Here is a 26,354-nt window from a genome sequence, read left to right as displayed (position 1 = left end):
TATTCATGTAGGGGGATGGGATGTTCAGGTAGAGGGGGTGGAATGTGAGGTAGGGATGTGAGGTTCGTGTAGGGGAGCGAGATGTTCAGGTAAGCGAGTCGATCGTTCATGTAGGGGGTGAGATGTTCAGGTAGAGGGGGTGAAATGTGAGATAGGGGTGTGTGATTCGTGTAGGAGAGCGAGATGTTTAGGTAAGCGAGTGGATCGTTCATGTAAAAGGGGGGAGTTGTTTAGGTAGAGAGGGTGAGATGTGAGGTAGGGATGTGTGATTCGTGTAGGGGAGTGAGATGTTTAGGTAGGCGAGTCGATAGTTCATGTATGGGGATGAGATGTTCAGGTAGAGAGGGTGAAATGTGAGATAGGGATGTCTGATTCGTGTAGAAACGTGAAATGTTTAGGTAGGAGGATGAATAGCTCATTTAAAGGGACAAGAAGTTCATATAGAAAACGAAAATCCTTACTTTAATATCCCTTCAAATCTCATATTTGGGCACTATAGAAGGTTCAAAACTCAAATTTGGATATAAATGGTAATCTCTTCTTTTATCTGCTAGACTAATGAAAAAAAGGAGAGATGTTATGATCATTAAACACCGTGAAAAGCCAATGAAAATTGAAGGGTATGAAGCTTTATTGAAAAGGATTTCCCCGACGCACCCCAAACGGGCAACTGTTAAAAATAGCCTCAATAATGCCAAAGCGGGCTATGGTGGGGAAGAGCGGCTGGATGAGGCGCTGGAATTTTTTGATCCGCCTTATCCACACCGGATAATCCAAGATTTTTCATTAGGAGAGGGATTTAAAATCCAAGTGGACACAGTTGTGCTCACACAGAGTTGTGTATTTCTGTTGGAGATCAAAAACATCGCTGGCAAACTCGAGTTCAAGCAGAATCCGAGTGCGCTGCATTCGATTTCAGCAACCGGAGAAATTAAAAGCTACAAGAGCCCCATCACGCAAATGAACGAAACCGCATTGCGCATGAGCAAATTTTTAAAAACTCTTGGATGTCCGTTGCCGGTGGCCAACGTGATCATCATCGCGCACCCCTCTCAAATTGTTGAAGGCGCACCGCCGAATGTCCGAGTTTTGGCTGCTGGGGAAGTCAACGTTCACTTATCGGAAATGAAATTGCCAGCACCGGTTCTTTCTATAGAAGAACTTCATCAGCTCGGAAGCCGCTTAGTGGTTACGCATAAAGAGTACCAGCCTTTCCCGCTCGCCCCGAAATTTCAAATCGATCCTTCGGAAATCGAGACCGGCGTCTTTTGCCCCCGCTGCATACTTGGCAAGATGGAAAGAACGCAGCGTGCCTGGGAATGTGAAACATGCCGGCTCGTCAGCCAAGATGCTCATGCAGCTGCATTGCAGGATTGGTTCATGCTAATCAAATCCACTATCAATACAGCCGAATGCCGCGATTTCATCGGCTTGAAAAGTTTGGATGCAGCGAAGCGGTTCCTTATCCGAAGTGGTTGCCAACCCGTGGGCGGCCGGCGCTATCGCCAATATATCCGTCAACCTCAGGAAAAATGAAGTATGATCATTGAAGTTGTAAAACTTCATGTAGAAAGTAGATTAGTTCATGTAAGGAATCGAATAGTTCATATAACCAAGCTGAAACGTCATGTAGAGGCTCACACTTCATGTAGAACTCAAGAAACTTCATGTAGAAAATGGATTAGTTCATGTAAGGAATCGAATAGTTCATGTAGCCAAGCGGATACGTCTTGTAGAGACTCGCACTTCATGTAAAACTCAAGAAACTTCATGTAGAAAATGGGTTACTTCATGTAAGGAATCGAATAGTTCATGTAGAAAAGCTAAAACTTCACATAAACCCCTAAAACATCATCGCCACAAACAAAATCTTCACCCAACGTATCTCCTCGTGTACAATCAAATTATCAACATGAACTTCTCAACCCAAAGGAGATAATTACATGGACATCGAACAGCAAATACTGGAATATTTTCAGCATTTCCATACGCATCCGGAAGTGAGTTGGAAAGAAGTCGAGACGACGAAGAAACTGGCAGCGATTATGTCAGAGCTTGGCATTCAACACCATACGTTTCCGGATGTCACCGGTTTGATTGCTGAAATCGGCGAAGGACCTGAAGTGGTGGCAGTACGTGCGGATATCGATGCGCTTTGGCAGGAAGTGGACGGCAAGCTGCAGGCCAATCATTCTTGCGGACATGATGCCAATATGGCCATGGTGCTTGGCGCGCTGTTGCATTTGAAAGATGAAACACTGACGAAACGTATACGTTTTATTTTTCAGCCGGCAGAAGAGCTGGGCAACGGTTCGTTATCGATGATCGAGCGGGGAGCAATCGATGGGGTATCGCATTTATATGGGGTGCACTTGCGTCCGATTGAGGAGTTGCCGTTTGGCCAAGTGACGCCTGCGCTTCATCACGGATCGGGGATTTTCCTGAGAGGAAAAATCACGGGAGTGGATGCCCATGGAGCCCGTCCGCATCAGGGCAAAAATGCAATTGACGTCATTGCGGCGATTCACCAGTTCGTGAAATCAATTTATTTTTCGCCATTCGAGTCGTATTCAGCGAAGCTGACGCATATTGAAACGGGTGGAGACAGCTTAAATATTATTCCGGGAAGCGCTAAGTTTTCGATGGATGTCCGCTCCCAATCAAACGAATTAATGGCGGAACTTCAGCGCAAAATAGGTGAAGGTTTAACAGCAATCGCCAATCTGCATGATGTCGATATCTCTTTTGAGTGGACGGACTATACGCCTGCGGCAGAAGTATCGGAAGTCGCCATGCAAATCGCCGATGCCGCTATCCGGGAAACTTTGGGTGATGAGGCAACAGCGCCGCCGGTCCATACAACAGGAGCAGACGATTTTCATTTTTATACAATCAAAAAACCGCAACTGCATGCGGCGATGATTGGAATCGGAGCAGATCTCGCGCCGGGTCTCCACCATCCGGATATGAATTTTAACCACGGGGCCCTTGCCATCGGTGCACGTGTATTGGCTCATACATTGAAAACAACTTAAGCCACTATTTCCCGGGAAATAACTTAAAATACAAACAACTCCTATGTAAGAAAGTCGCATGGTATGATGAAGCGAGCCGATATCCGAGACCCTCTCAACAGAGGGTCTCATTTTTCTATCCGCCAGGAAAAGGAAGTTTCTTTCCAGTGGAAACAGGGTATTGTTAATAAGTTTACTAATAAAGGAGGAGAACAGAGATGGATGCTTTTTTAGAAGGAATCACGTGGTTCGTCGATAACGTCAATACTTTGCTCTGGACATACATATTAATTGCACTTCTATTGGGTCTTGGCCTTTATTTTACAATTCGTACCAAATTCGTCCAGGTTCGTCTATTCGGCGAAATGTTCCGCGTCATTACTGAGAAAAAAGATGGAGACAGCGGGGTATCTGCGTTCCAGGCTTTTACAATCTCTACAGCCTCACGAGTAGGAACAGGAAACATCACCGGTGTTGCATTAGCGATCGCTATTGGAGGACCAGGTGCTGTTTTCTGGATGTGGATGGTCGCCATCATCGGAATGGCCACTGCATTTATTGAAAGTACACTAGCGCAAGTTTATAAAGTGCGCGATGGTGAACAATTCCGTGGTGGGCCAGCCTACTATATGGAAAAGGCGTTGGGAACCCGCAAACTGGGAATCGTCTTTGCCATACTATTGACTTTGGCATTCGGTTTTATTTTTAACTCGGTCCAATCAAATACGATTGCCCAATCATTTGGAGATGTTTTCAATATCCCAGATTGGTCAGTAGGAGCCGCTCTTGTCCTATTGACGGCCGTCATCATTTTCGGTGGCGTTAAACGGATTGCGCGTGTTACTCAAGTCGTTGTTCCAATCATGGCTGTTGCCTATATTTTGGTAGCACTTTATATTGTGATCATGAACTTTACTGAAATTCCAGCGGTCTTCAGTTTAATTGTGAAGAGTGCATTTGGCTTAGAAGAAGCAGTAGGCGGCGGAATTGGTGCAGCCATCATGCAAGGCGTTCGCCGGGGCTTGTTCTCCAACGAAGCCGGTATGGGTTCTGTACCGAATGCAGCGGCATCTGCTAACGTCTCTCATCCAGCCAAACAAGGTCTTGTACAAAGTTTAGGTGTTTTCTTTGATACCATCATCATTTGTTCTGCGACAGCGTTCATTATTATCTTGGCAGACCTTTACTCGAACGGCGAACAAGAAGGCATCCTTTTGACACAAGCTTCATTGAACGTCCACTTGGGCGATTGGGCTCCTTATTTCTTAGCGGTAGCAATCCTTTTCTTCGCTTACAGCTCAATTATCGGGAACTATTATTATGGGGAAACGAATATCGAGTTCATCAATGCCCACAGTGCTTGGTTGCTGGCTTATCGTATCGGGGTATTGGGTATGGTAATGTTCGGTGCGTTGGCACAAGTTCAACTGGTTTGGAACATGGCTGATCTGTTCATGGGCTTCATGGCCATACTCAACTTGGTCGTTATCGCTCTCCTCGGAAAAATTGCTTTCAAAGTTTTGGAGGATTACACAAGCCAGCGCAAAGCGGGAAAAAATCCGGAATTCTTTGCTAAAAATATTCCAGGCTTGAAAAACACTGAGTGCTGGGGCGACAAAGAAAATCGCCACGAATAAATAAATAGCTTGAAAAAGACCTTTTTGCCATCAGGCAAAAAGGTCTTTTTTCGTCTATGGCGGTTCTTTTAAACTAGTTAAAATCTAGACATTTATATACCTGTAATGTCCTAAAATTAAACATACAAATAGGCAATGTTACGCAACTGTAATATAACTGTAACATGATATGGGAGTTTTTACTGATACAATCAAAAATATACTAAATAAGTAACTAACGGTAGATGCTTGATCACCATCCCGAAATCCCACACAAGAGGTGCTATGTGAAGAAACGTCTAATGCTTATGATAATTGCTGTTCTTTTATTATCAGCCAACCCATTCAATGCCACCGAAGCCAATGCAGCAACACCCAATGAAATTACAACATATGCCAATAAATTTAAAGGAACACCTTACAAATTCGGAGGAACAACACCATCAGGATTCGATTGTTCCGGTTATCTACGCTACGTTTTCAACAACTTCGGCATTTCAATTCCAAGAACTGCCGCTGAACAATACAAAATTGGAACAGGCGTCAGCAAAAGCAATCTTAAAGAAGGCGATATGGTATTCTTTTCGGGTACATACAAAGCTGGAATCTCTCATGCCGGTATCTATGTCGGCAATGGCAACTTCATTTCTGCAACGAGCAGCGGTGTAACGGTTGCCAACTTAAACACCAATTCATACTGGGCTCCAAAATACACGGGTGCCCGCCGTTTGAGCGAAGTCAAAAATGTGGCGACACCGGTATCGAAACCTGTCGCAAAACCTGTAGCCAAAAAAGCTCTTCCAGTCGGCCAGTATTATGATGTAGCGACAGGCCACTGGGCAGTTAAAGAAATCAAAAGCTTGAGCACGCAAAGCATCATCACAGGATACGATGTCAGCTTGTTCAAACCGAACAATGACGTATCAAGAGCGGAAGCGGCAACGATCATCGCACGCGCATTAAAACTGAAGCCAGTCAAAAGCTCGGCTTTCAAAGATGTCCCTTCATCGCATTGGGCAGCCGGCAACATTAACGCAGTCATGAAAGCGGGAATCGTCCAAGGGCGTTCGCCTGGCCATTACGCGCCAAACGCCAAAATCACCCGTGCAGAAATCAGTAAAATTTTGACTAATGCTTTTGCGCTAAAAGCTTCGAACTCTTCAACCTCTTTCAAAGATGTCAAAGGACATTGGGCTGAAGGATCAATCAACAGCGTAACCGCAAGCAATTTGGCGACTGGCTACAAAGACGGCACATTCAAGCCGAATGCCAACGCAACAAGAGCTGAATACGCAACATTTGTTCACAGAGCTATTAATAAATAATAGATGGTTTTAGTCGCAGACCCCCTCGTTTTTATCGAGGGGGTCTGCTTTTTTTGGTAGATAAGGTTTTTGGTTAGGGGGAAGGTTTGTGTGGGAGAGGGTGATTTGGAGGTGGGTGGATGAGGGGCTGGTAAGGAAGTAAGATGTTGATGTACGGGGAGCGATAGTTCATGTAGCGCTCACAATAGGTCGTGTAGGATCCATGAACATGCAGGTAAACTGTTGGCATCCCTGTAGAGAAGCGAGTAGTTCATGTAAGGGCGTCTCTAGTTCATGTAGCGCCAACAAAGCGTCATGTAGAATCCACAAACATGCAGGTAAGCCACTGTTATCCCTGTAGAAAAGCGAGGTGTTCATGTAAGAGCCACGCTAGTTCATGTAGCCTCAACAAAACATCATGTAGAACTCACAAACATGCAGGTAAGCCACCGTCATCCCTGTAGAGAAGCGAGTAGTTCATGTAAGAGCGTCACTAGTTCATGTAGCCCCCGCAAAACATCCTGTAGGCCCCCGAACCCCCAAATCAAAAAGCCGAACCGGCAAACCGGTTCGGCTTTACAATCAATCACTTCAAAGCGTTGCTCATAATCTCCGCGTTTTCGGCGCGGGTGATGGGATTTTTCGGGCGGAAGGTGTTGTCTTTGTAGCCTTTGACGACATTGTTTGAATAGGCTGCTTGGATGGCGTCGTAGTAGTACATGGATTTGGGTACGTCTTTAAAGCCGGTTTGCTGAGTGCCGGATAGTTTGAAAGCAGCCTGGATGATGAGTGCCATGTCGCCACGTTTGATCGGATCGTTCGGGCGGAATGATTTGGTGCTGACCCCTTTGATGTAGCCGCGTTCATAAGCGCTGTTGATATAGCCGGCAGCATAAGAATCTTTTGGGACATCAGTGAAGCGGTGGTTTTTATTCGACTTATCGAGCTTTAACGCACGGCCAAGCATGGTTACGGCTTCAGCGCGGGTAATTGTGTCGTTCGGGCGGTATGTGCCGTCCGGGAACCCGTTGGTGAGGCCACGGTCGAAAATGCTCTTGATGGGTGCTGTGTACCAGGCGTTGAGCTTCATGTCCGGATAGAGAGCAGCTTTGGTCTGGAGCGATTGGACCAGTCCGTTGCCGAACGTATTGTCGCGGCCTTTTACTCCCAGGTCCGTCGCTGAACGTTTCACGGTTTCGCGCAATTGTTTATTTGTCAGATGCGGATAGGCTTCCATGTATTGCGCAAAGGTGCCGGCTGCGAAAGGCGCAGCGACCGACGTTCCTTCAGAAACTGCATAATCTTCCTGAGTGGTGGTTTTGGCATCGACGAAGCTGCTCAAAATGTCTTCACCTGGCGCCACTAATTCCTGTGAAGCGCCGTAATTCGAGAAGTAAGACAGCTGGTTGAGTTTGGATACCGAACCGACAGCGATGACGGATGGAAAGCGTGCAGGGAACAGGACGTCATTGAAAACGCCGGTGCGCCGCTCGTTGCCCGAAGCCGCGACTACGACAATTCCAGCATCGTATGCTTTTTTTGTAATGTCGCGCAAGACTTTGTCGTCATTGATGGTGGTCAAACTCATATTGATGATGTCGACTTTCTGGTCGATGGCCCATTGGATGCCGGCTACGACGCCTTCAAGTGTGCCGACTCCGTTGGCTGACAGGACTTTGACGGAATAAAGCTTAGCGTCGGGCGCAACGCCGACTGTGCCGATAGAATTATTCAGCGCTCCGATGACTCCGGCCACATGGGTGCCGTGTCCGTTGCTGTCTGTGTCATGGCGGGAGTTTTCAACTTTGGAGATGCCTCCAGCCACTTTCAAGTCAGGATGTTTGGCGTTGATTCCTGAGTCGATGATGGCGATTTTCACGCCTTTACCGGTGTATCCGAGCTTTGAAGCGGTATTGGCTTTGATGGCGCGGTAACCCCAGGTAGTGGTCTGTGCAGCGGCTCTGACTTCTGAATTCTCCTCTATGTATTCAATGGAAGATTCGTTGCTGGCTGACTGGATCATGCCTTCTTCGGGCAACGTGACTGACACTGCAGAAATGGAATCAAACTCCTCGTGGATTTCGGCTCCCATTTCTTCAAGCAATTTATAATCGATTTCTTCATTAAAAGAGATGATAACACGCTCTGATTCGTTTGATGTTTCGGCTGCAGCGGCGTGGGTGGCAGATAATCCGCTGAGAAGTATAGCGGATATTGCGATAGCGCTTAATTTGTTCAATAGATTTCCTCCTCTGGGCAATGTGCTTTCCATGTAGTATACAACAAAAAAACGGACTAAAAAGTCCGTTTGGGAAAATTAATTTTTTGCTTTCCAATTGTAATAATCTTCGATTCCTAAAGCAATTGCCGTAGCGGCACGATCTTTGTAAGTAGCAGTAGCTAATTTAGAAGCGTCGGATTTGTTGGTGATAAATCCTAATTCCACTAAAGCAGCTGGCAGCGGGTTCGTGCGGATGACCTGGAAGCCGTAGTTTTTAACGCCGCGGTTCTGGTGGTCCATCGCTTTATACAAGCGGTTTTGAACAAATGTCGCTAATTGCTTGCTGTCGTTGCCGACTGAAGCAGAATAGAAAGTTTCAGATCCGCTTGCTGCTGGAGTGGCTGCATTGGTATGGATGCTGAGGAAAGCATTCGATCCGCTGACAACCCCTTTATCAACACGAGCACTCAATGAATGGAACACATCGGTAGTGCGGGTCATATAGACCTTGATGCCTTTTGCTTTCAATTTCGCTTCTATGCGTTTGGAAACATCCAAGTTGATATCGGATTCGCGTAAGCCGTTGCCAACTGCGCCCGGATCGTTGCCCCCATGGCCGGGATCAAGTGTGATAAAGCGGTTGTTCGCTGAGACTGGAACTGCTTTTCCGAGATAGGCGGTGCTGACGTAACCTGTCATGTTGCCGCTGATGCCGTATGCCCATGAACCGTTGTAGCCATAGACACGGAACGGTGCACCGGTATTCAATTTTCCGATGGATGCAAACCCGGTGCCAGCTCCTTTGCGGACGTTCAAGTTGTTGACAGTGACGTTCAAATCAGCGAACGCTACGTTTTTATATGTAACTCTAAAGCTTGAATTCAATGCACGAGCCAGGAAAATAGCGAACTCTTCACGGATCAATTTGCTGCTCGGTGAATAGGTGCCTTTTCCAGTACCATTCGAAACACCTGCCGTAGCGATTTTATTGACTGCCGTGTACAGGCTGCCACTATTGTTGTTAGTTTTAATATCGGTAAAGTAAACATGGCCGGTCTTTTGGTAATTAAAAGCTCGGCTAAGTAAGAAGGCCATTTCGCCACGGGTCATCGTATCCTGGGGACGGAATTTCCCGTCTGAACCGCCAGTAATAATACCTTTTTCGTAAGCTGTTTGAATATAACCTGAGCTATAACGATCTGAATTGACATCTGGAAAAAAAGTTTTCCGTTTGTCGGCATCCAAATTCAAGGCACGGCCAATCAATGTAGCAGCTTGCTCGCGTGTTACAGCTTGTTTTGGACCAAACATGGTATCAGAGATGCCTTTAATGGTACCTCTATTGTATAAATACAGTATTTCCTCGTCTGAAGACGACACATCTTTAAACGGATTGCCTGCAGCGGATGCAGTATTTATACCTAGACTGGAAATCACAAGAACGGCAGCAATAAGAAACAGGGTAACTTTCGATAAAACAGTTTTCATTTAATTTTCATTTCCTCCTATTAATTTCTTTCTCTATGTTAGATATATTAGCAGAAATTTATTCAAATTAATGGGTATTTTTGATAAATGAGAAAATAGTATGGTTTAAAAGTATTATTTCTGTTCGGTGATTTTCAACCTAATACTAAATACCTATAAAGTTGATAAAGATATGAGAAATTTTAGAATATTATTGCGCAATTAAAAAAATAATAAAAATATGTCTTTCGTGAAGAATAAAGTTGATGATACAATTGAACCTGTTCATTGAATATTTATCCATAAATAAATGGTTAAATATAGATAATTAGCATTATAGTTTACCCGGTCAAAATGCTTTAAGGTAAGAGCTGATTTATAAGGAGCACATGAGTTGCCTTATAAATAGTAAAATATTGCCGTAATTTACAAGAGGGGGATTTATCAAAATGAGAAAATTGCTGATGTGCTTCTTGGCTATGCTTATCGTACTTTCGGCTCTATCATCAGAGACTGCAAAAGCAGCAGGTGATTTGTCGGGACATGCATACGAAGCCGAAATGAAGGAATTAATGAAATTAGGGATTATCCAAGGCTATGACGACGGCTCGATTCGCCCTAATAAAGAAGTAACACGAGCAGAGTTCGCTAAAATGGTTGTGCAATCGTTCGAACTTGGCACACCCGTAAACAGCGCTTCTGCTGAAAATGGAGGGTTTTCGGCAGCGGCTGTTGCAGCCACTGTCAACTTCAAAGATGTATTGCCTGGAGAATGGTATTACAACTCGATCGCTGAAGCGGTGGAGGCTGGAATCATTAAAGGCCATTCAAATAATACGTTCAAACCGAATGATTTGATCACTCGGGAACAGATGGCTTCCATGGTGGCACGTGCCTTGAAAGCGAAAGGCATCAATATCAATGTTTCAGAGACCAAGGCGATGGATTTTACGGATGTTTCATCAATCAGAGATGATCATAAAGATGATGTCCGCATTCTTACCCATTTGGGAATCATCACAGGGAATGAAAACAAGACCTTCAAACCGAAAGACAGTTCAAAAAGATGGATGGTGGCTTTGGTTATGCTGAGAGGCAGAGATGAAGTGTTCCCGCCGAAAAATCTGGAGTTTCAGGCATCAACAGTCACAGCAGACAAAACGACGGTCGTGAAGCACTTTGAGACATTTGACCAAGCAAAAGACTATGCACAAAAGAATTCAAAAGTTCAGGCCGTTGAACGCAGCAATCAAATCGTCTGGATGAAGCAGGGGATTGCTGCAACGAACGCTTTTACCGAGATTTATCCAACGGAAAAGCTAAGTGCGGATACGAAAAGCACATTCCGCCCGTACGTACCGGCAAATACCGAATTGAAATTCCTGGACGCTACAGCGACGACCGTCAAAGTGGAACTGGCCGGAAAAACCGGTTACGTCAGTTCGAAAGTGGTCCGTTTGATTCCGCAGCCGATGTTGAAAGGGCAATCTTATTATGAAGTGGACAAAGGCAACTTGGTCCATAAACTTTTCAATCATTCGACTGGAAGCTACGTATCGACGGGAATCATCGGCAAAGCGCCGAAAGAATTCGTCAGCGGCATGAAGTATTACAGCTGGGACGGCGCAACATTCACAACGTCGGCTGGAGCGAAAGTTGTGGAAAGCCATCAGTATTTCAACAAGCTTCCGCTTCATTCAGCAAGCAGCTATACAGCAGAGGAGTTGGATAAATTCCTCAAAGATAAATTCCCTTACTACAATAAAACCCAGCAAGGCAAAGTCTGGACAAGCAGTCCGCTTGTCGGTTCAGGCAAGTTCTTTAAAGAAATGGAACAGAAACACAAAATCAATGCACTTTACCTGTTGTCCCACGCTATCCATGAAAGCGGCTGGGGAACCAGCAAAATTGCACAGGACAAACGGAATCTTTTCGGCTATGGAGCAGTAGATGGAGACGCTTATAACAAGGCGTATTCTTACGCCACATTCAGAGAGTCGATTGAAGATGCAGCCAAACGGATCAATTCAGGCTATTTGTCACCGACTGGCGGCTATTACAATGGACCCGTCCTCGGCCATAAAGGCATCGGCATGAACGTACGTTATGCATCTGACGCATTCTGGGGAGAGAAAATCGCGGGGCATATGTACCGGATCGATTCGTATCTTGGCAATAAAGATTTGAATCACTACGAGCTCGGCTATACGACAACAAGCCCGTTGAATTTCCGGAAAGATGCAAGCACAAACTTTGCTTCTATTTATACGTTGAAAACAACAGGAGTTCCTGTTATTCTCAATCAGCAAGTGAAGGCTGCCAATGGTGCAATGTGGCATGAAGTCGCTTCTGAAAACAATTCCTATGCGAAGGCTTACGTACACGGCGATTACATCAAATTGCTGCCGCTCGCTCAGAAATAAAATTTACACAATCTTAACGGAAGAACCCTGTATTCAAGCGGACATAGCTTGAACACAGGGTTCTTCTTTATGTTATACTAGCCTAAGATATTTTGCCTTGAAGAGGAGATTACCGATGACTTCGAAATTTGTTCATATACTGGGAGTGCCATTTATCAACACAACCCAGACAGCTTTTATCAACACTTTGCAAAGCCATATTGAAAGACAGGAAAAAACGTTTGTAGTGACAGCCAATCCGGAAATCGTCATGCATTCCCTGGAAGACAATCAATACAAACAAACTTTAGCGAAAGCCCAATACATAACAGCAGACGGCATCGGCATCGTCAAAGCTGCCGCAATCGTCGGCGAACCGCTGCCGGAACGCGTCAGCGGCTATGATTTAATGCTTGATTTGCTCGAGGCGGCAGACAAAAACCACTCCAGTATCTTTTTCCTGGGAGCTGCAGAAGAAGTGCTGCAGGCAACGGTCAAAAAAGCGAAAGAGAATTATCCGGGCATCCGGATCGCCGGCAGCCATAACGGCTTTTTTGATTGGAACGATCATGTTTTGCCGCAGCAGATCAAGAACGCGGCGCCGGACATCGTCTTTGTAGCGCTCGGTTTCCCGAGGCAGGAACAATGGATCGGTGCGCATATCGATGAATTCGACAAAGGTGTTTTCATTGGCATCGGCGGCAGTTTTGATGTCTTTTCCGGAACCGTCAAACGTGCGCCGGAACTATGGCAGAAAATGAACCTGGAATGGTTCTACCGGTTGGTCAAACAGCCTTCCCGTTGGAAACGCATGCTGGTGCTGCCGAAATTCGCAGCGACGGTGATCGGGCGAAAGGCTTTACGTAAAGAATGAAGAATACTTTGCTGAAAAGTACCTTAATCTTATCTATCGCAGCTTTGCTGTCTAAAATACTGGGCAGTTTATTTCGGATTCCGCTCCAGAACATCGCCGGAGATGAAGTGCTCGGAATTTTCACTTTGGTGTATCCGGTCTATATGGTCGCTTTGACCTTGTCGGTCGCCGGAATTCCCATCGCCATCTCCAAACTGATTGCGGAAGCCCGTGCAAAAGACGATCAACAGCAAATCAAGAACGTCTTTTTCACTTCCGGCATTCTGGCCTTGCTGTTCGGAGTTACCAGTTTCCTGATCCTCTACGGATTTTCCCATCAAATCGCTGGTGTCCTTGGAGGCGAAACGACGCGTCTTGCGCTGATCACCGTTTCCTGTACCTTGCTTGTGGCGCCTTATATGGCGGTTTACCGCGGTTATTTCCAGGGGCATCAGGACATGACGCCGACTGCGGTATCGCAGGTCATCGAACAATTCATCCGCGTCGGCCTGATTTTGCTGGTCGCCATTTATATGGTGGACCGTCTTTACAGCGACGAGCAGATTGCGGGCGGCATCATGATCGGCTCCATCATCGGAGCGATCGGTTCGTTCATTTATCTCCGTATTCTGTACAACCGTTCATCTGTCAGAGTTGTAAAAGGGCTGCCTTATAAACTGGCGAACTTCCAATCCACCGCCAAAACGATCCTGAAGATTTCCATTCCGATCTGCATCGGTGCCATTACGATGGCTTTATTGAACCTGGTGGACTCCATCACCATTCCGACCGCATTGAAAATGCACGGAGAAGCTGCAGAAGACATCAATTCGCTGTACGGAATATACGGCAGGGGGCTGGCATTGGTCCAAATCGTTACGGTTTTTGCCAGTTCCGTCATCCTGCCATTGATTCCATCCATTTCAACCAAATTGGCGCAGAACGACAAAATCGGCTCAGCTAAGCTGATCGACAACACGTTTTTCCTGACTTATTTATTATCCGTTCCAGCCGCTGTCGGTTTGGTCGTCCTGACATTGCCGATCAACTTAGGCTTGTTCACGGACCTGCAAGGCAGCACCGTACTCGCAATCGTTTCATTCAGTTCCTTGTTCACTTCGCTGACTGTCCTCGGTACAGGCGTATTGCAGGGAATCAATAAAGCGCGGCTCGGCGCTTGGATCATCATCATCGGTGTCCTCATCAAATTGGTGCTGAATCTGGTGCTGGTCAATCGTTACGGATTGGAAGGAGCTGCGGTTTCCACAGCAGCGATTTACTTGATTTTATTCGTTTTAAACGCTCTAGCCATCCGCAAATACACGGGTTTCAGCTTTTTCCCGAAAAAAACAGGCCTCATCGTCTTTGTCTCACTTGTCATGGGAGCAGCCATTTGGCTGCCAAGTTACCTATTGGATTTTGAACAGCTGACTCGACTTTCAGCTTTATTGTATGTAGGAGCGGCAGTAGCAGCCGGCGGCGTCATCTACTTTGTCTTGCTGCTGGTGACAAAAGCAGTGGACCAAAGCGTATTGCAGCGCATTCCTGTCATAAATAAATTCATCGCCAAGAAATAACGCCTGTTATCCGGGCCAACCAAGAAAAGTTAAGGGTGTGTACTTACGTGAAGAAAGTTTTAATCGGAATCCTCCTTGCGGCATTGCTATTGACCATTCCTTCAGCATTTCAGCGCATTCAAATAGAAGAATCAAATAAAAAAATCGAGACCATCGTTCCTTTCAAGCTGACCACTAACTGGCTGATCGATGATCCGTCATTGACGTTGGACGGTATCCTGTCCGACTTCAAAAATACGGGCATCCAAAGCGTCAGCCTTGAACCGGATACGATCAGCTCCTTGGAAAGAAAAGGGCTGATCACTGCTGTCAGCACGTCCCGTATGCGGGAACATTTGCTGTTGACTCAGCAGGATCCACTCGAAGCGCCTTTCGATAAAACGGGATTGTTTATCCATTCGAATGGCTCGTTTGATTTTGAAGAAACCACAGCTGGTTTTTTTGAAGAGAAATTTACGTTCACTGTAAATGATGAAGCGTACACCTATATCCCGGGCGCTGCTGATAAGATCCTTTCCGTACCGGTCGGCTATGACCCGGAAGTGATTGCTTCGATACAAGAAGCAGGGCTTATGGTTGTGCCGCGTCTGGGCGACTATTCAGATGAGGAACAGACTGAGCGGATGATCGAAGAACTTCTGTCGATTAAAGAACCCGGCGTTGAAAAAATCCTGTTCAGTGGGAATTACGCTCCAGCATATTCAAATCCTGAGCGCCTGAAGGAATTCGGCGAGCAGTTGAAAGAGGCTGGTTACGGCTTGATGAGCATTGAATTCGCCGGCCAAAAAGGCTTGAACCAGCTCGCTTATATCAATGACTTGAACCTCGTGCGTCTTCACAGTCTGGCTTTAGAAGATGGCAATGTCGCGGAAAGCGCGGATAAAATTGTCCGCGCAGCAAAAGAACGCAATATGCGCGCTTTTTTCATCAACATGACTCAGCCGGAATACAATCTGGCATTGACGGCATTGCAAGAGCTGCAGGCGGATGTCAATAACAACATGCCGGACAGCTTTGTGCGCGGTGAATCGCGTTCATTCGAAACGTATAGCGTACCGCTTTGGCAAACCGCCATGGCTCTGCTTGGTGCCATTGCGTTCCTGACACTGGCAGCTCAGTCTGTCTTTAAAAACAACCGACTGACTTTATTGGCATTGATCGGCTCTGCACTGGCTGCTGTTATTTACTTGGTGACCGGCCAAAGCATGGTCTTGAAGGCATTCGCTTTAGCGGTTGCCGTGACGGCGCCGATCTGGGCAGTGCTGTTGAAAAAAGAACCACAGAAAAAATGGTACCTAATCCGCTCTTACGCACAGGCGCTGGGCATTGCGGCCATCGGCATCTGGCTGATTGTCGTGTTGCTGAACGGCAATCAATACTTGCTGGGCATTGATTTGTTCAGAGGGGTGTCGTTGATTTACATTATTCCGATTGCCTTTATTGCCATCTATGCCGTGTGGGGGAATATCAGAAAGCTCCTGACAATGAATGTGATTTACTGGCATATGGCGATCATTGCCATTGTAGCGGGGGTTATTTTGTATTACATGAGCCGTACAGGCAATGCCGGACAAGTTTCTGCAATTGAACTGCAGGTTCGCCTGATGCTGGAGCAGCTTCTTTACGTCAGACCACGTACAAAAGAATTCCTTATTGGCTTCCCGTTGTTCATCCTGGCACTCCATATGGTGAAGAGTTACCCGAAAGCCTATTATTTCCTGCTTATTCCAGGAGTCATCGGTTTCCTGTCCTTAGTGAATACATTTACTCATCTTCATATCCCGTTATTGATTTCTTTGCTCAGAAGTGGTTATAGTATAGTTTTCGGGTTTATAATAGGACTTGTCCTGATCTGGCTATATGAAACTGTGTGGAAGAAAATGATCACTATGATAAGAATGAGGTGGCAGGCGTGAGAATAGTGTTATCTGGATACTATGGTTTTGACAATGTGGGAGACGAAGCTATTCTCTATGCCATTATCCATTCATTGAAAGAGTACTATCCAAGAATTGAAATTATCGTACTATCCAATAAGCCGGAAAAAACGGCTGAAACCTATCGCGTCAAGGCCGTCAATAGATGGAGCCTGAAAGATGTGCGCGCAGCGATCAAATCTTCCGACGGGTTGATCAGCGGAGGCGGGAGCCTGTTGCAGGACGAAACCGGCCGCAAAAGCATCCCGTATTACGCGGGTGTCATGAAAATCGCACAACAGCTGAAAAAACCGGTATTCGTCTATGCACAAGGCATGGGCCCAATCAGCAGCCGGCTCAACCAGATGATCGTCAAGCATGTGTTGAATTCAGTGAAGCTGCTGACGGTCCGCGACGAGCAGTCCCGACAGCTGCTGGAAAAAATAGGCGTCACTACGGAAATCCATCTGGTGCCCGATCCGGTTATGGGGCTCGAGGCAGACAACTTCGAAAGCATCTGGCTGCGCCAACAGAACTTCGAAAATAAAGTCATCAGCGTCTCGGTCCGCGACTGGAACAATGAAGCGTATGCTTTCGGTGAAATCGCAAAAGGGCTCGACGAGTTGGCGGCTAAAGGATACGAAGTTGTGTTTGTTCCGATGCACGGCAAACACGATTTCAAGACTTCCCAGCAAGTCCAAGACCTAATGAAAAACAAGGCGCATATCGCACCTCATGACAGCACGATTCAAGAGAAGATGGCCATCATTAAAGAGTCAGATGTGCTGTTCGGCATGCGCCTTCATGCCTTGATTTTCGCGGCTGTCAGCTATACGCCGTTTGTCGCTTTATCGTACGATCCGAAAATCGACTCATTCGCCAACATCGTCAGCCAGCCGGTCCTCGGCCACGTAGAAGCCAAGGACTGGAACCACGCTGACCTTGTCCAGGCAATCGAGCGCATTTTCACAAACTACCCGGACGAGCTGCAGAAAATCACCCAAGCAGCCGCACCGCTCCAAAAAAGTGCCAACCAAACCGCACGCACAGTCCTCGACGCCATCGAGGCACCAATCGCGAGCGCCGCACCATTGGCATACACTGAAAAACAAAAGTAAAGAACCGGTAAATAATAAGTAGGCTGTCCTCGAGGTTGTGACCTTGAGGATGGCTTTTTTTTGAAAGAGAAAAGGAACTTGGAATAAGGTGAAGAAATCGCTCCAGGCGGACGCTTTCCAGGGGGCTTGTGCCGAACTAACTCGGGCTAGGCGCCCGAGTGGATTTCGGCACTTCGCTAATCCCCAAGGAGTCGCCGCCTTCCGCTATTTCTTTAGGTTTCTTTTTATTAATATGAAGTTAGAGCCCGGTATGGCTGTGAATTGTTTGCGTGCCTGGCACGCAAACAATTCAAAGCGATATCTCATTCACTAAACACATAATTTCATGACTTTCATGTAGAAACCAAGAAACTTCATGTAGAGAAACAACTGGTTAAGGTAGCAGCATCATATAACTCCGGTAGAACCCTGAATAGCTCATGTAGAACCCCAGTTCATCCTCTACAACCCCAAAACCACATGTAACCTCCTCACCTCCAAGCGAAGTCGCGTGCACCACCGCTGCCGAGTGTTTTCAAAACCTCACACCCTCAATCTACCTCAACAAAACACAGAGATTTAGCTATCAGCTCCCACCCAGCTGAGCCGCGCCCACGGAGTGGGTGGAGCAATAAGACTGGCAGCGTCCTTCAGCTGACTGGCTTATTGTGGGAACCCACTCCAGAGCGGCTGAAGCGACTTGTAGAACCACACAAAATTTCACTCAACAACATCAAAAAAAGACACCCCCTAAAAAGAGAATGCCTCCTTACTCCATTTACACTTTCCGCGGTTTATTCAACACGCGGTTGCCTTGTCCGAAAAAGACCCAGCAATATGGGACGAAATCATAGAACAGGCGGACAATCAGCCAGCTGCTGAAGAATGTGATCAGCAGGGAAATCAGCTGCCAAGAATGGAAGACCAGCGGTTCGCCGCCGGAAATATACATACGCAGCATCATCAGGATAAATGGATGAATCAAGTACATGCCGAACGACACGGCACCGATTTCCATCATGAACTTTTTGACGCGGGGCACATTCCAGGTTTCCAGGAAATGCACAAAAATGAAAATCACAGCTGCCGCCAAGAACGCGTGTGTGCTCCAGCCGAACTCAAGCCACTTGTTGTTGCCCACCCACTGATCGGTTCGCAGGTCGTAATAGGCGCCGACATAGAAATAAATCATGTAGCAGTAACCGCCCACAATCAAAGCGATACCTGGCCACACCTTGCGCCAATTGGCGATCCAAGCGGCCACTTTTTCATAATAAACGCCGAGGAACGCACCGAAAAAGTAGAACATAAAATACGATAACGCGATCGATCCTTTAGCAGGAACCTGGAAATATGCTGAATTTAACAGGACCCAAGTCCATTGGATAAGGATGCCGATGGGAATAGCGTATCTTCGGACAAACGCGAACTTCTTGAACAAGTAGAGAAGAACCGGAAACATCAAGTAGAACTGGACACTGACAAAGACGAAATACAGATGGTAATGGGCCTTGCCGGTTGCCAAATCCACCAGGAACTCCTCCAGAAGCAAAGGGATGTCCGCGAAATTCTGATTCAAGTAAACCTTGAACCAAAAGTAGAAAGCGGAAAAGACCACATAGGGAACCAGAATATACAATAAGCGCTTCTTGTAGAATTTCTGGAACAGCTGCACCGTCAATTCGCGATGATAATAGGTATAGAAAAGAATAAAGCTGCTTAGGAAAATAAAGACAGGCGTACCGATTTTCCCAGCCATATTAAAGAAATTATAAATCATAAAGGAAGAAGACTCCGGATTGCTTCCGGCGATCCCGCTGGAAGACGCATGCACTGCAAAGACCCCGAACAAGGCTAGAACCCGTGCATATTGGACTTCATTCAGGTGCTTTCTCGCAATTGGTTTCATAGTTCACCGTTCTTTCTGCATAACAATAGCTATATTTAATAACTCACCATGACCATGTTAACATGGTTAACTATGCCATGTACCAAAGAACAACGGACATTATTTTTCTGTAAAGATTGTAACGGCAATGTGATGAAATTGATTTAGTTATAATCTTGCTATTGTTGAAAAAATTCCATCATGCTACACTGAAAATGAATAAACTCGCTCGGTAAATGGATGTATTCCTAAATTTTTCATTCCATTTGGCTTAGGTCAGAATATCCATACAATTTGGGAGCGAACGGTTCAAAAAAATTAAAGGATGGTGTCAAATGAAGGGGAAAATGTTTAAATCAGCAATTGCAGTAGCGTTGACGGCAAGTGTAGTTGGGGTTCAGTCACCTGGAACAGCACAAGCGGCAGAAGGGGATTTTGAACTGACGATCATGCACACGAACGATACGCACGCGAACTTGGATAAAGTGGCGAACCGTGTCACGCTGGTGAACCAGATTCGTGCAGAAAAACCGAATAATCTATTGCTGGATGCAGGGGACGTTTTTTCTGGAACATTGTACTTTAATACCTTTGAAGGGCAGGCAGATTTGCCGTTCATGAATTTGATGAAATACGACGCCATGACTTTCGGTAACCATGAATTCGATTTAGGCTCAGGCGAAGAAGGCCATAAATCGCTTGGTGAGTTTGTAGGCGGCGCTGATTTCCCATTTGTTGCAGCGAACGTAGACTTTTCAGGTGATGACATCATGGCTGGATACCAAAATAAAGTATATACAGCTGAAGCTGAAAACGGCCAGATTTACAACGGCATCATCAAAGAAATTGACGGCGAAGAAGTCGGGATTTTTGGTTTGACGACTGCTGAAACCGCGTCCATTTCCAGCCCGGGAGAAATTACATTCTCCGATTACATCGAAGCAGCTCAAGGAGCGGTTGATGCATTTGAAGCAGAAGGCGTCAATAAAATCGTTGCTTTGACACATATCGGCTTTGACGATTCTGCTGAATTCGATAACGATCAATTGTTATCTGAAGCAGTTGAAGGCATCGATGTCATCGTCGGCGGCCACACACATGTTAAGTTGGATGCGCCCTTCGTCTTCGAAGGAAACACAGACCCGACAGTCATCGTACAAGCAAATGAATACAATAAATTCCTAGGCCAATTGGATGTAACCTTCAATGAAGAAGGCGTGATTACAGATCATGCCGGCCAATTACATGACGTCAACGCTGAAGGCATCACTCCAGATGCAGAAGCAGTTAAACTTCTTGCACCATATGCAGAAGAAGTGGAAGCAGTGAAAAATGAGTCGACAGGTGCTACTGCTGAAGTCTTCCTTAATGGTGGACGCAATGAAGGCGGTGTCCGCGCTTCTGAAACAAATCTGGGCAACTTGATTACAGACGGCATGCTCGCTACAGCGAAGAAAATTGATCCGGATACGGTTATCGCACTTCAAAATGGCGGTGGTATCCGTGCATCCATCAACGTGGGCGATATCACAGTTGGAGAAGTATTAACGACAATGCCATTCGGCAATGCTTTGGCGATCATGAACTTAAAAGGTTCAGAATTGAAAACAGCGCTTGAGCACAGTGTCCGTTCATTCCCGGCTGAAAATGGCGGATTCTTGCATGTAGCAGGAATGGAATTCTCATTCGATCCGTCAAAAGCTGCAGGATCACGTGTAACGAACGTCAATATTGTAAACGGCAATGTCCGCACACCACTTGATGTCAACAAATCGTACAAAGTGGCAACCAACACGTTCACAGCTAAAGGCGGCGACGGCTTTGAATCATTCGATGCAGCTTATAAAGATGGCCGCGTCAGCGAGCCAGGAAACGTCGACTATGAAATGTTTATTGAGTATATCGCTGGTTTGAAAACGGTTGAACCAAAACTTGAAAACCGCATCAACCCGACTGTTCCCTTCAAAGATATGTCCATGAACCAATGGTCGTATCCATATGTGAAAGATGTTTTCTACAGAAAATTGATCAATGGTACAGAATTGGATACATTCTCACCAAAACGTGAATTGACACGCTGGGAAGCGGCGACCATCATCTCTCGTATGATGAAGCTGGATCCTGCAAAAGCGCCAAAATCACCATTCACAGACATCACGGATCTGCCGAAAGAGCGTCAAGCTGAAATTAATGCTGTATTTGCTGAAGGTTATGTAACCGGAAAAACAGCAACGAAGTTCAACCCGAGAGATAAAATCTCTCGTGCGCATTTCGCTTTGATGCTGAACCGCGTCTATGAGAAAGTGAACGGCGACCAGAAGATCGACAAGTATGCTCCGTATTCCGATTACGGACAGCATACAGCTGAAACCAAAGAAGCAATCACGCTATTGGACAATTTAGGGATTGTTGAAGGCTACAACGGCAAATTCAATCCATCTAAATTCACATCACGTGAAGAAACAGCGAAAATGATTTCATTGGTTGCACCGCATTCAGTTAAATAAGTAGATGGACACTTCCTTCTCTAGCAGATTATTGCTGAGAGAAGGGGGTGTTTTATTGTGAAAACCAAAAAGAAGCGGGGCGCATAGGCGCTCCGCTTCTTCCTTTTACTGCTCAGGCAGGTTTTCAATGTAATCATCCGACAGTTTTTCAAGCTGCAGGACACGGTTGTAATCTTCACGGTATGCTTCGTAATCATCGACGATTTGGTCGGTTTCCAGATCATACGCCGTGCCGTCGTCAAAGTCTTTTTCAGGCATGAACAGGATGTCGTTGTTCCAGAACGAGCCGATTGGCAAGTAATAGCGCGCACCCAGCAAGTTGTCGTCGTTGTTCAACAGGTCCTGGCCGAAAACGATATGTTCGTCCAACGAGACGCCGAGCAAGTTAGCAAGTGTCGGCATCATATCCAGCTGTCCGCTGGTTTTCTCGAATGTCTGTCCGTCATCTGAAATGCCCGGTGCATGGACGATGAACGGAACGTTCAAGCGATCAAGCGTCCCATATTCGCGCCCCAGCAACTCACTGACCAAATCGACATCGTTTTCACTGATGGCGCTTTGCTGTAGGCCGAAATGGTCGCCGTAGATGGCAATGACTGAGTTTTCGTAGATGCCCTCTTCTTTCAGTTCTTCAATAAATTCATGGATGGCCGTGTCCATATAATTCATGGACACCAGGTAATTTCCGGTCAATGAATCATTAAAACGTTCAGGAAGCGTCAACTTTCGGTCCGCTTCCGGCAATGTGAATGGGTGGTGACTGGTTAATCCAATCAGCTGCGCGTAAAACGGTTTGTCTTTCATATGCTGTTCGCGCAGGATCGGCAACGCTTTTTCGAACATGACACGGTCGGAAGGGCCGATGCCGATGACGTCTTCTTCACCGAAAAACTCACCATAATAATACTGGTCGATTCCAAGCGCCGGATACAATTCATCACGGTTCCAAAAACTGATATCGTCCGCATGGAACGTCATGGTCCGGTAATTTTGGCCGGACAATAAACGCGGCAAACTCGGAAATTTTTTATTGCCATAAGTTTGTGAAGTTGGATTGAACGCTGTCGGGTAAAGGGATGTGTTCAAGATGAATTCGGCATCGGAAGTATTTCCTGGGCCGGTTTGCTGAGCTGTATTCGGGAAATAAAAGCTTTCCTCCAATAACTCGTTCAAATTCGGTGTAACTTCCGCACCATCCACTTCCAAACGGAGCGGGAAATTCTGCATTGATTCAACTTGAATGACGATCAAATTACGGCCTTCCGCTGCGCCGAAATACGCACGTTGTTCTTCCGGAATCGTCTCCAATCCTTTGACGCGATTGATTTCTTCTTTTAACTCAGTCAAATTCTCAACAGACACGCTGGCTTCGACGGCCATCAAGCTGCTGTCAGGACCATAATAAATTTCCAGCGCTTCGTAGTTCAGAATGCCTTTTTCCTGCGCGGCAATGACGTTGTTGGAAATTGCTTCGTCTTTATGCAAATTGAAATTCAGAGCGGATACGCCCAAGCCGAACAACAGCAACACAGCCACAAGGAATTTCTTATTGAGCTGAACTGTCGAAATCGGATATTTTTTAATGACTAAAAGGACAAGCAAGATCACCAGGTCTGCGAAAAACAGTCCGTAGATCGGCTGCAGCAAAGCAGTGACGCTCTCATTGATCGTGCCGACCTGGCCCAGCTGGAAAAGCGCAAAATACGTAACAATCCGGCCGAAGAATGAATAATAGAGAATAACGGCCAAAAACAGGTTTGAAAAAACCAGGTTCAAGATGAAATAAAGAACCGGTGTCCATTTGGATTTAACCAATCCAAGCAAGGAAGTGAAAATCAAAATATAGCTCAATTCCAGAATGAGGGTTCTTGAAAAATCGATTTCCTCAAACAGTAAATAACGTAAAAACAGCACCTTAATAAAGATGATGCCGGTAACAATAAAGAAATGACTTCTCAAAAAGTCCAATAAAAATGTATTTTTCATAAGAACCACCTAATAATTGTGTATTTGCTCGGGATTTCTTCATATAGAAGAGGAAATATATGAGTTGAACTAGTAATCATTCATAGTCGATGTTCCGCAAAACAGCTGCGCTTGCCATGGGTAGCAAGTTCTCTTCACTCCTTTTTAGTCCCGCTATTTCGAGTCTTTGCTGAAAATCGGATAGTACTAAAAGAGCAGTGAAATTTTCTATGCTGTTTAGATTCGCATCACTAAAGAATATAGACTTGCTTTGAATCCAATAAATTCTTAGCGCCGGCGCGTCCAAGGGCTAGGCGTAGTAAGAAGACAGGCGTTTGTGTGCCTGGCTTCTTGCGTGAGCCATGCCCAAAGCGACCGAAGCGATGTGGGAAAGCTAGATTCTTTAATTCAACCCGCATACAATGAAGCCGTATTTTTCATGAGCTATTACATATTCTTAGGGAAAATTTACAAGAAGTCAACAATCGTTGAAAAATTCATTGTATAGCAGTCAAGGGTTTGATAAAATAATGGGAATCTATGTAAAAAAAGAAAAGCGTGAGAGGGGAAAACATGAAGAAGTTATTTATTCCAATTGCCATCCTATTGATTGTCGGATTAGTGGCAGTTGTAGCCGTTATGGCATTTACAGGTGATCAAGATGAAACACAGAATGACTACGATGTCGCTGTCTTCAGCGGAGAGCCGGAAGGGATCGCGGCGGCGGTTTCTTCAGCGCGAAACGGCATGCGCACAGTATTGATTGTCGGCGAAGAAGACATCGGCGGGCTGATGACAACCGGGATGCTGAATTTCCTGGATGTCAGCAATGACCAGAAAGGCAATCCGGCCAACACGGGGATTTTCCTGGAATGGCATAAGCAAGTCGGCGGCCAAATCGGTTTTGATATCAATGAAGCCCGTGAAGTATTCTTGAAGATGATCAACGATGAAGAGAATTTAACCCTGCTTGAAGGGGCCGATCTGGTGGATGTGGTCAAAGACGGAAAAGCATTGACGGCGATTAACATCACCGATGCAGAAGGCGATAAGCGGACGATCAAAGCGGAGCGCTTTATCGACAGTTCGAAAGACGCCGACCTGGCTGTTGCAGCAGGCGCGCCTTACGATATCGGCGGGCGTGACATCGGCTTGGAAGATAAAAAGATGGCCGTCACGTTAATGTTTCATTTCAATAACGTGGATTGGGACAAAATCGTCCAGGCTGCGAAAGGTGGTGTGTTCGGAGGCGGAAGCGTCAACGGCAACACTGCCTGGGGCTTTAGTGAATTGCACGATGCTTATAAACCCCATTATCCTGAATTGACGCGCTTACGAGGGTTGAATATCGTGCGTGAAAACGACGGCAGCGTCATCATCAACGCGCTCCAGATTTTCGGGATCGACGGGCTGGATGACAAACAAAAACAAAAAGCCATTGAAATCGGCAAAACCGAAACGGAATATGTGCTGGCATACTTGAAAGAAAACTTCCCGGGCTTTGAAGAAGCGGAAATTGAACGCTTCCCAGACCAGTTATATGTCCGGGAAACCATTCATGTCCGGGCGGAATACCAATTGCCGTTAAGCGATGTGTGGGAAAACAAAGACCATTGGGATCGCATCGGATTCGGTGCTTATCCGGTGGATGTCCAGGCGACTTCAACCAATGACTACGGCTATGTCTACGGAAAACCGGTTCAGTACGCAATTCCGTTCCGTTCATTGGTGCCGTTGGAAGTCGATAATCTGCTGGTTGCCAGCAAAGCCTCTGGCTACACTTCACTTGCTGCAGCGAGTGCACGTGTCTTGCCGGTCGGAATGACAGCAGGGCAGGCAGCGGGTGTGGCTACATCAATTTCCATCAATGAAGAAACAAGCTACCGCGACATGACCACAAACGAAGAACTGATTCATCAAGTACAGGCAAAACTGAAGGCTCAAGGAGCGAATCTTTATGCTTTTGAAGCAGACTTCCCTTACCAAGGGGAATGGTTTTATCCGGGAATCCCGACTTTGCTGAACTATGGCTTGATTGTCGGCGGTTATGAAAACCTGTTGCCGGTTGAAAAGCCGATGAAGGAAATTTCATTCGCCAATATCCTCAGCAATGGTGTACAGCGCATCACCAGTCCAAAAGCTGATGAACTGGAAGCCAATATTGAAGTATTCCGTTCAATCATCAAGGAAGAACAGGAACTGACAAGAGACAAAGCGGCACAAATGGTTCTTGCCTTGCATGGCGTGGAAGAAGCCGAAGCGAGTTCGTGGGAACGTTTGGTGGCTGATGGATTGGCTGACGACGTCATAAGCGAAAGACTGGATGACAACCGCGTCTTAAACGGAGCGGAAGCCTATTACCTTTCAGGGAAACTCTTGGAAGGCTTGCAATAATAACCGACACCTATTTCTCGGATACTCGAGAAATGGGTGTTTTTCTATGAATTTTTCGGCCTTTATTAAAATCACATCTTTGAATCCAATAAAATACAGAAATTAATAGAAAATTTACAAAAAATATATAAAG

General features: G+C 46.0%; 15 protein-coding genes. 11 read left to right on the top strand and 4 right to left on the bottom strand.

The window, feature by feature from the left end:
• Window positions 1–579 precede the first annotated feature (579 nt).
• The 4 genes from QMA04_RS17035 (at window position 580) to QMA04_RS17020 (ending at window position 5,955) form a co-directional block, all read left to right on the top strand.
• Window positions 580–1,536: a nuclease-related domain-containing protein gene (locus QMA04_RS17035; protein ID WP_290187196.1), complete on the top strand. Its 957-nt coding sequence runs from the start codon at window positions 580–582 to the stop codon at window positions 1,534–1,536.
• Window positions 1,537–1,943: 407 nt separating this feature from the next.
• Entirely contained in the window at window positions 1,944–3,035 is a 1,092-nt protein-coding gene (locus QMA04_RS17030) for an amidohydrolase (RefSeq protein WP_290187195.1), read from the top strand.
• A gap of 197 nt (window positions 3,036–3,232) precedes the next feature.
• Window positions 3,233–4,651 carry an alanine/glycine:cation symporter family protein gene (locus QMA04_RS17025; RefSeq protein ID WP_290187194.1) on the top strand — a complete coding sequence of 473 codons (1,419 nt, stop codon included), beginning with the start codon at window positions 3,233–3,235 and terminating at the stop codon, window positions 4,649–4,651.
• A 266-nt stretch (window positions 4,652–4,917) separates the two neighbouring features.
• On the top strand, window positions 4,918–5,955 hold the full coding sequence (locus tag QMA04_RS17020; protein ID WP_290187193.1) for a C40 family peptidase: 1,038 nt from the start codon (window positions 4,918–4,920) through the stop codon (window positions 5,953–5,955).
• Window positions 5,956–6,520: 565 nt separating this feature from the next.
• Here the strand turns inward: QMA04_RS17020 and QMA04_RS17015 are convergent.
• Window positions 6,521–8,173, bottom strand: a complete 1,653-nt coding sequence (locus QMA04_RS17015; RefSeq protein ID WP_290187192.1) for a S8 family peptidase — start codon at window positions 8,171–8,173, stop codon at window positions 6,521–6,523.
• Window positions 8,174–8,251: 78 nt separating this feature from the next.
• Window positions 8,252–9,643, bottom strand: a complete 1,392-nt coding sequence (locus QMA04_RS17010; RefSeq protein ID WP_290187191.1) for an N-acetylmuramoyl-L-alanine amidase — start codon at window positions 9,641–9,643, stop codon at window positions 8,252–8,254.
• 428 nt (window positions 9,644–10,071) lie between these two features.
• On the opposite strand from QMA04_RS17010, the gene QMA04_RS17005 reads away from it, so the two are divergent.
• The 5 genes from QMA04_RS17005 (at window position 10,072) to csaB (ending at window position 17,488) form a co-directional block, all read left to right on the top strand.
• Window positions 10,072–12,045, top strand: a complete 1,974-nt coding sequence (locus QMA04_RS17005; RefSeq protein WP_290187190.1) for an S-layer homology domain-containing protein — start codon at window positions 10,072–10,074, stop codon at window positions 12,043–12,045.
• Window positions 12,046–12,160: 115 nt separating this feature from the next.
• Complete coding sequence (locus QMA04_RS17000; RefSeq protein ID WP_290187189.1) at window positions 12,161–12,898, top strand: WecB/TagA/CpsF family glycosyltransferase; 738 nt, start codon at window positions 12,161–12,163, stop codon at window positions 12,896–12,898.
• Complete coding sequence (locus QMA04_RS16995; protein WP_290187188.1) at window positions 12,895–14,454, top strand: putative polysaccharide biosynthesis protein; 1,560 nt, start codon at window positions 12,895–12,897, stop codon at window positions 14,452–14,454. Before QMA04_RS17000 ends, QMA04_RS16995 begins: the two co-directional genes overlap by 4 nt.
• A gap of 35 nt (window positions 14,455–14,489) precedes the next feature.
• Entirely contained in the window at window positions 14,490–16,370 is a 1,881-nt protein-coding gene (locus QMA04_RS16990; RefSeq protein ID WP_483313725.1) for a DUF5693 family protein, read from the top strand.
• Complete coding sequence (gene csaB / locus QMA04_RS16985; RefSeq protein ID WP_203339085.1) at window positions 16,367–17,488, top strand: polysaccharide pyruvyl transferase CsaB; 1,122 nt, start codon at window positions 16,367–16,369, stop codon at window positions 17,486–17,488. Before QMA04_RS16990 ends, csaB begins: the two co-directional genes overlap by 4 nt.
• A gap of 757 nt (window positions 17,489–18,245) precedes the next feature.
• On the opposite strand, the gene QMA04_RS16980 is transcribed toward csaB, so the two are convergent.
• Window positions 18,246–19,376: an acyltransferase gene (locus QMA04_RS16980; RefSeq protein ID WP_290187186.1), complete on the bottom strand. Its 1,131-nt coding sequence runs from the start codon at window positions 19,374–19,376 to the stop codon at window positions 18,246–18,248.
• Between the two features lie 314 nt (window positions 19,377–19,690).
• Between QMA04_RS16980 and QMA04_RS16975 the strand changes: the two genes are divergently transcribed.
• Window positions 19,691–21,862 (top strand): 5'-nucleotidase C-terminal domain-containing protein, encoded by a 2,172-nt coding sequence (locus tag QMA04_RS16975; RefSeq protein WP_290187185.1) that lies wholly within the window; start codon window positions 19,691–19,693, stop codon window positions 21,860–21,862.
• A gap of 105 nt (window positions 21,863–21,967) precedes the next feature.
• Here QMA04_RS16975 and QMA04_RS16970 read toward each other — a convergent pair whose 3' ends face one another.
• Window positions 21,968–23,848 (bottom strand): LTA synthase family protein, encoded by a 1,881-nt coding sequence (locus QMA04_RS16970; protein WP_290187184.1) that lies wholly within the window; start codon window positions 23,846–23,848, stop codon window positions 21,968–21,970.
• Window positions 23,849–24,400: 552 nt separating this feature from the next.
• Here QMA04_RS16970 and QMA04_RS16965 point away from each other — a divergent pair.
• Complete coding sequence (locus QMA04_RS16965) at window positions 24,401–26,221, top strand: FAD-dependent oxidoreductase (protein WP_290187183.1); 1,821 nt, start codon at window positions 24,401–24,403, stop codon at window positions 26,219–26,221.
• The last annotated feature ends 133 nt before the right edge of the window (window positions 26,222–26,354 follow it).

This window comes from Planococcus sp. APC 3900 (genome assembly GCF_030407735.1).
Lineage (GTDB): Bacteria > Bacillota > Bacilli > Bacillales_A > Planococcaceae > Planococcus > Planococcus notacanthi.
This window is presented reverse-complemented; position numbering and strand designations above follow the sequence as displayed.

Coding starts and splice junctions, on each gene's coding strand:
- QMA04_RS17030 (WP_290187195.1), top strand. CDS start 1,944: ATGGACATCGAACAGCAAATACTGGAATATTTTCAGCATTTCCATACG.
- QMA04_RS17025 (WP_290187194.1), top strand. CDS start 3,233: ATGGATGCTTTTTTAGAAGGAATCACGTGGTTCGTCGATAACGTCAAT.
- QMA04_RS16975 (WP_290187185.1), top strand. CDS start 19,691: ATGAAGGGGAAAATGTTTAAATCAGCAATTGCAGTAGCGTTGACGGCA.
- QMA04_RS16965 (WP_290187183.1), top strand. CDS start 24,401: ATGAAGAAGTTATTTATTCCAATTGCCATCCTATTGATTGTCGGATTA.
- QMA04_RS17005 (WP_290187190.1), top strand. CDS start 10,072: ATGAGAAAATTGCTGATGTGCTTCTTGGCTATGCTTATCGTACTTTCG.
- QMA04_RS16970 (WP_290187184.1), bottom strand. CDS start 23,848: ATGAAAAATACATTTTTATTGGACTTTTTGAGAAGTCATTTCTTTATT.
- QMA04_RS16995 (WP_290187188.1), top strand. CDS start 12,895: ATGAAGAATACTTTGCTGAAAAGTACCTTAATCTTATCTATCGCAGCT.
- QMA04_RS17010 (WP_290187191.1), bottom strand. CDS start 9,643: ATGAAAACTGTTTTATCGAAAGTTACCCTGTTTCTTATTGCTGCCGTT.
- QMA04_RS17035 (WP_290187196.1), top strand. CDS start 580: ATGATCATTAAACACCGTGAAAAGCCAATGAAAATTGAAGGGTATGAA.
- QMA04_RS17000 (WP_290187189.1), top strand. CDS start 12,161: ATGACTTCGAAATTTGTTCATATACTGGGAGTGCCATTTATCAACACA.
- QMA04_RS16980 (WP_290187186.1), bottom strand. CDS start 19,376: ATGAAACCAATTGCGAGAAAGCACCTGAATGAAGTCCAATATGCACGG.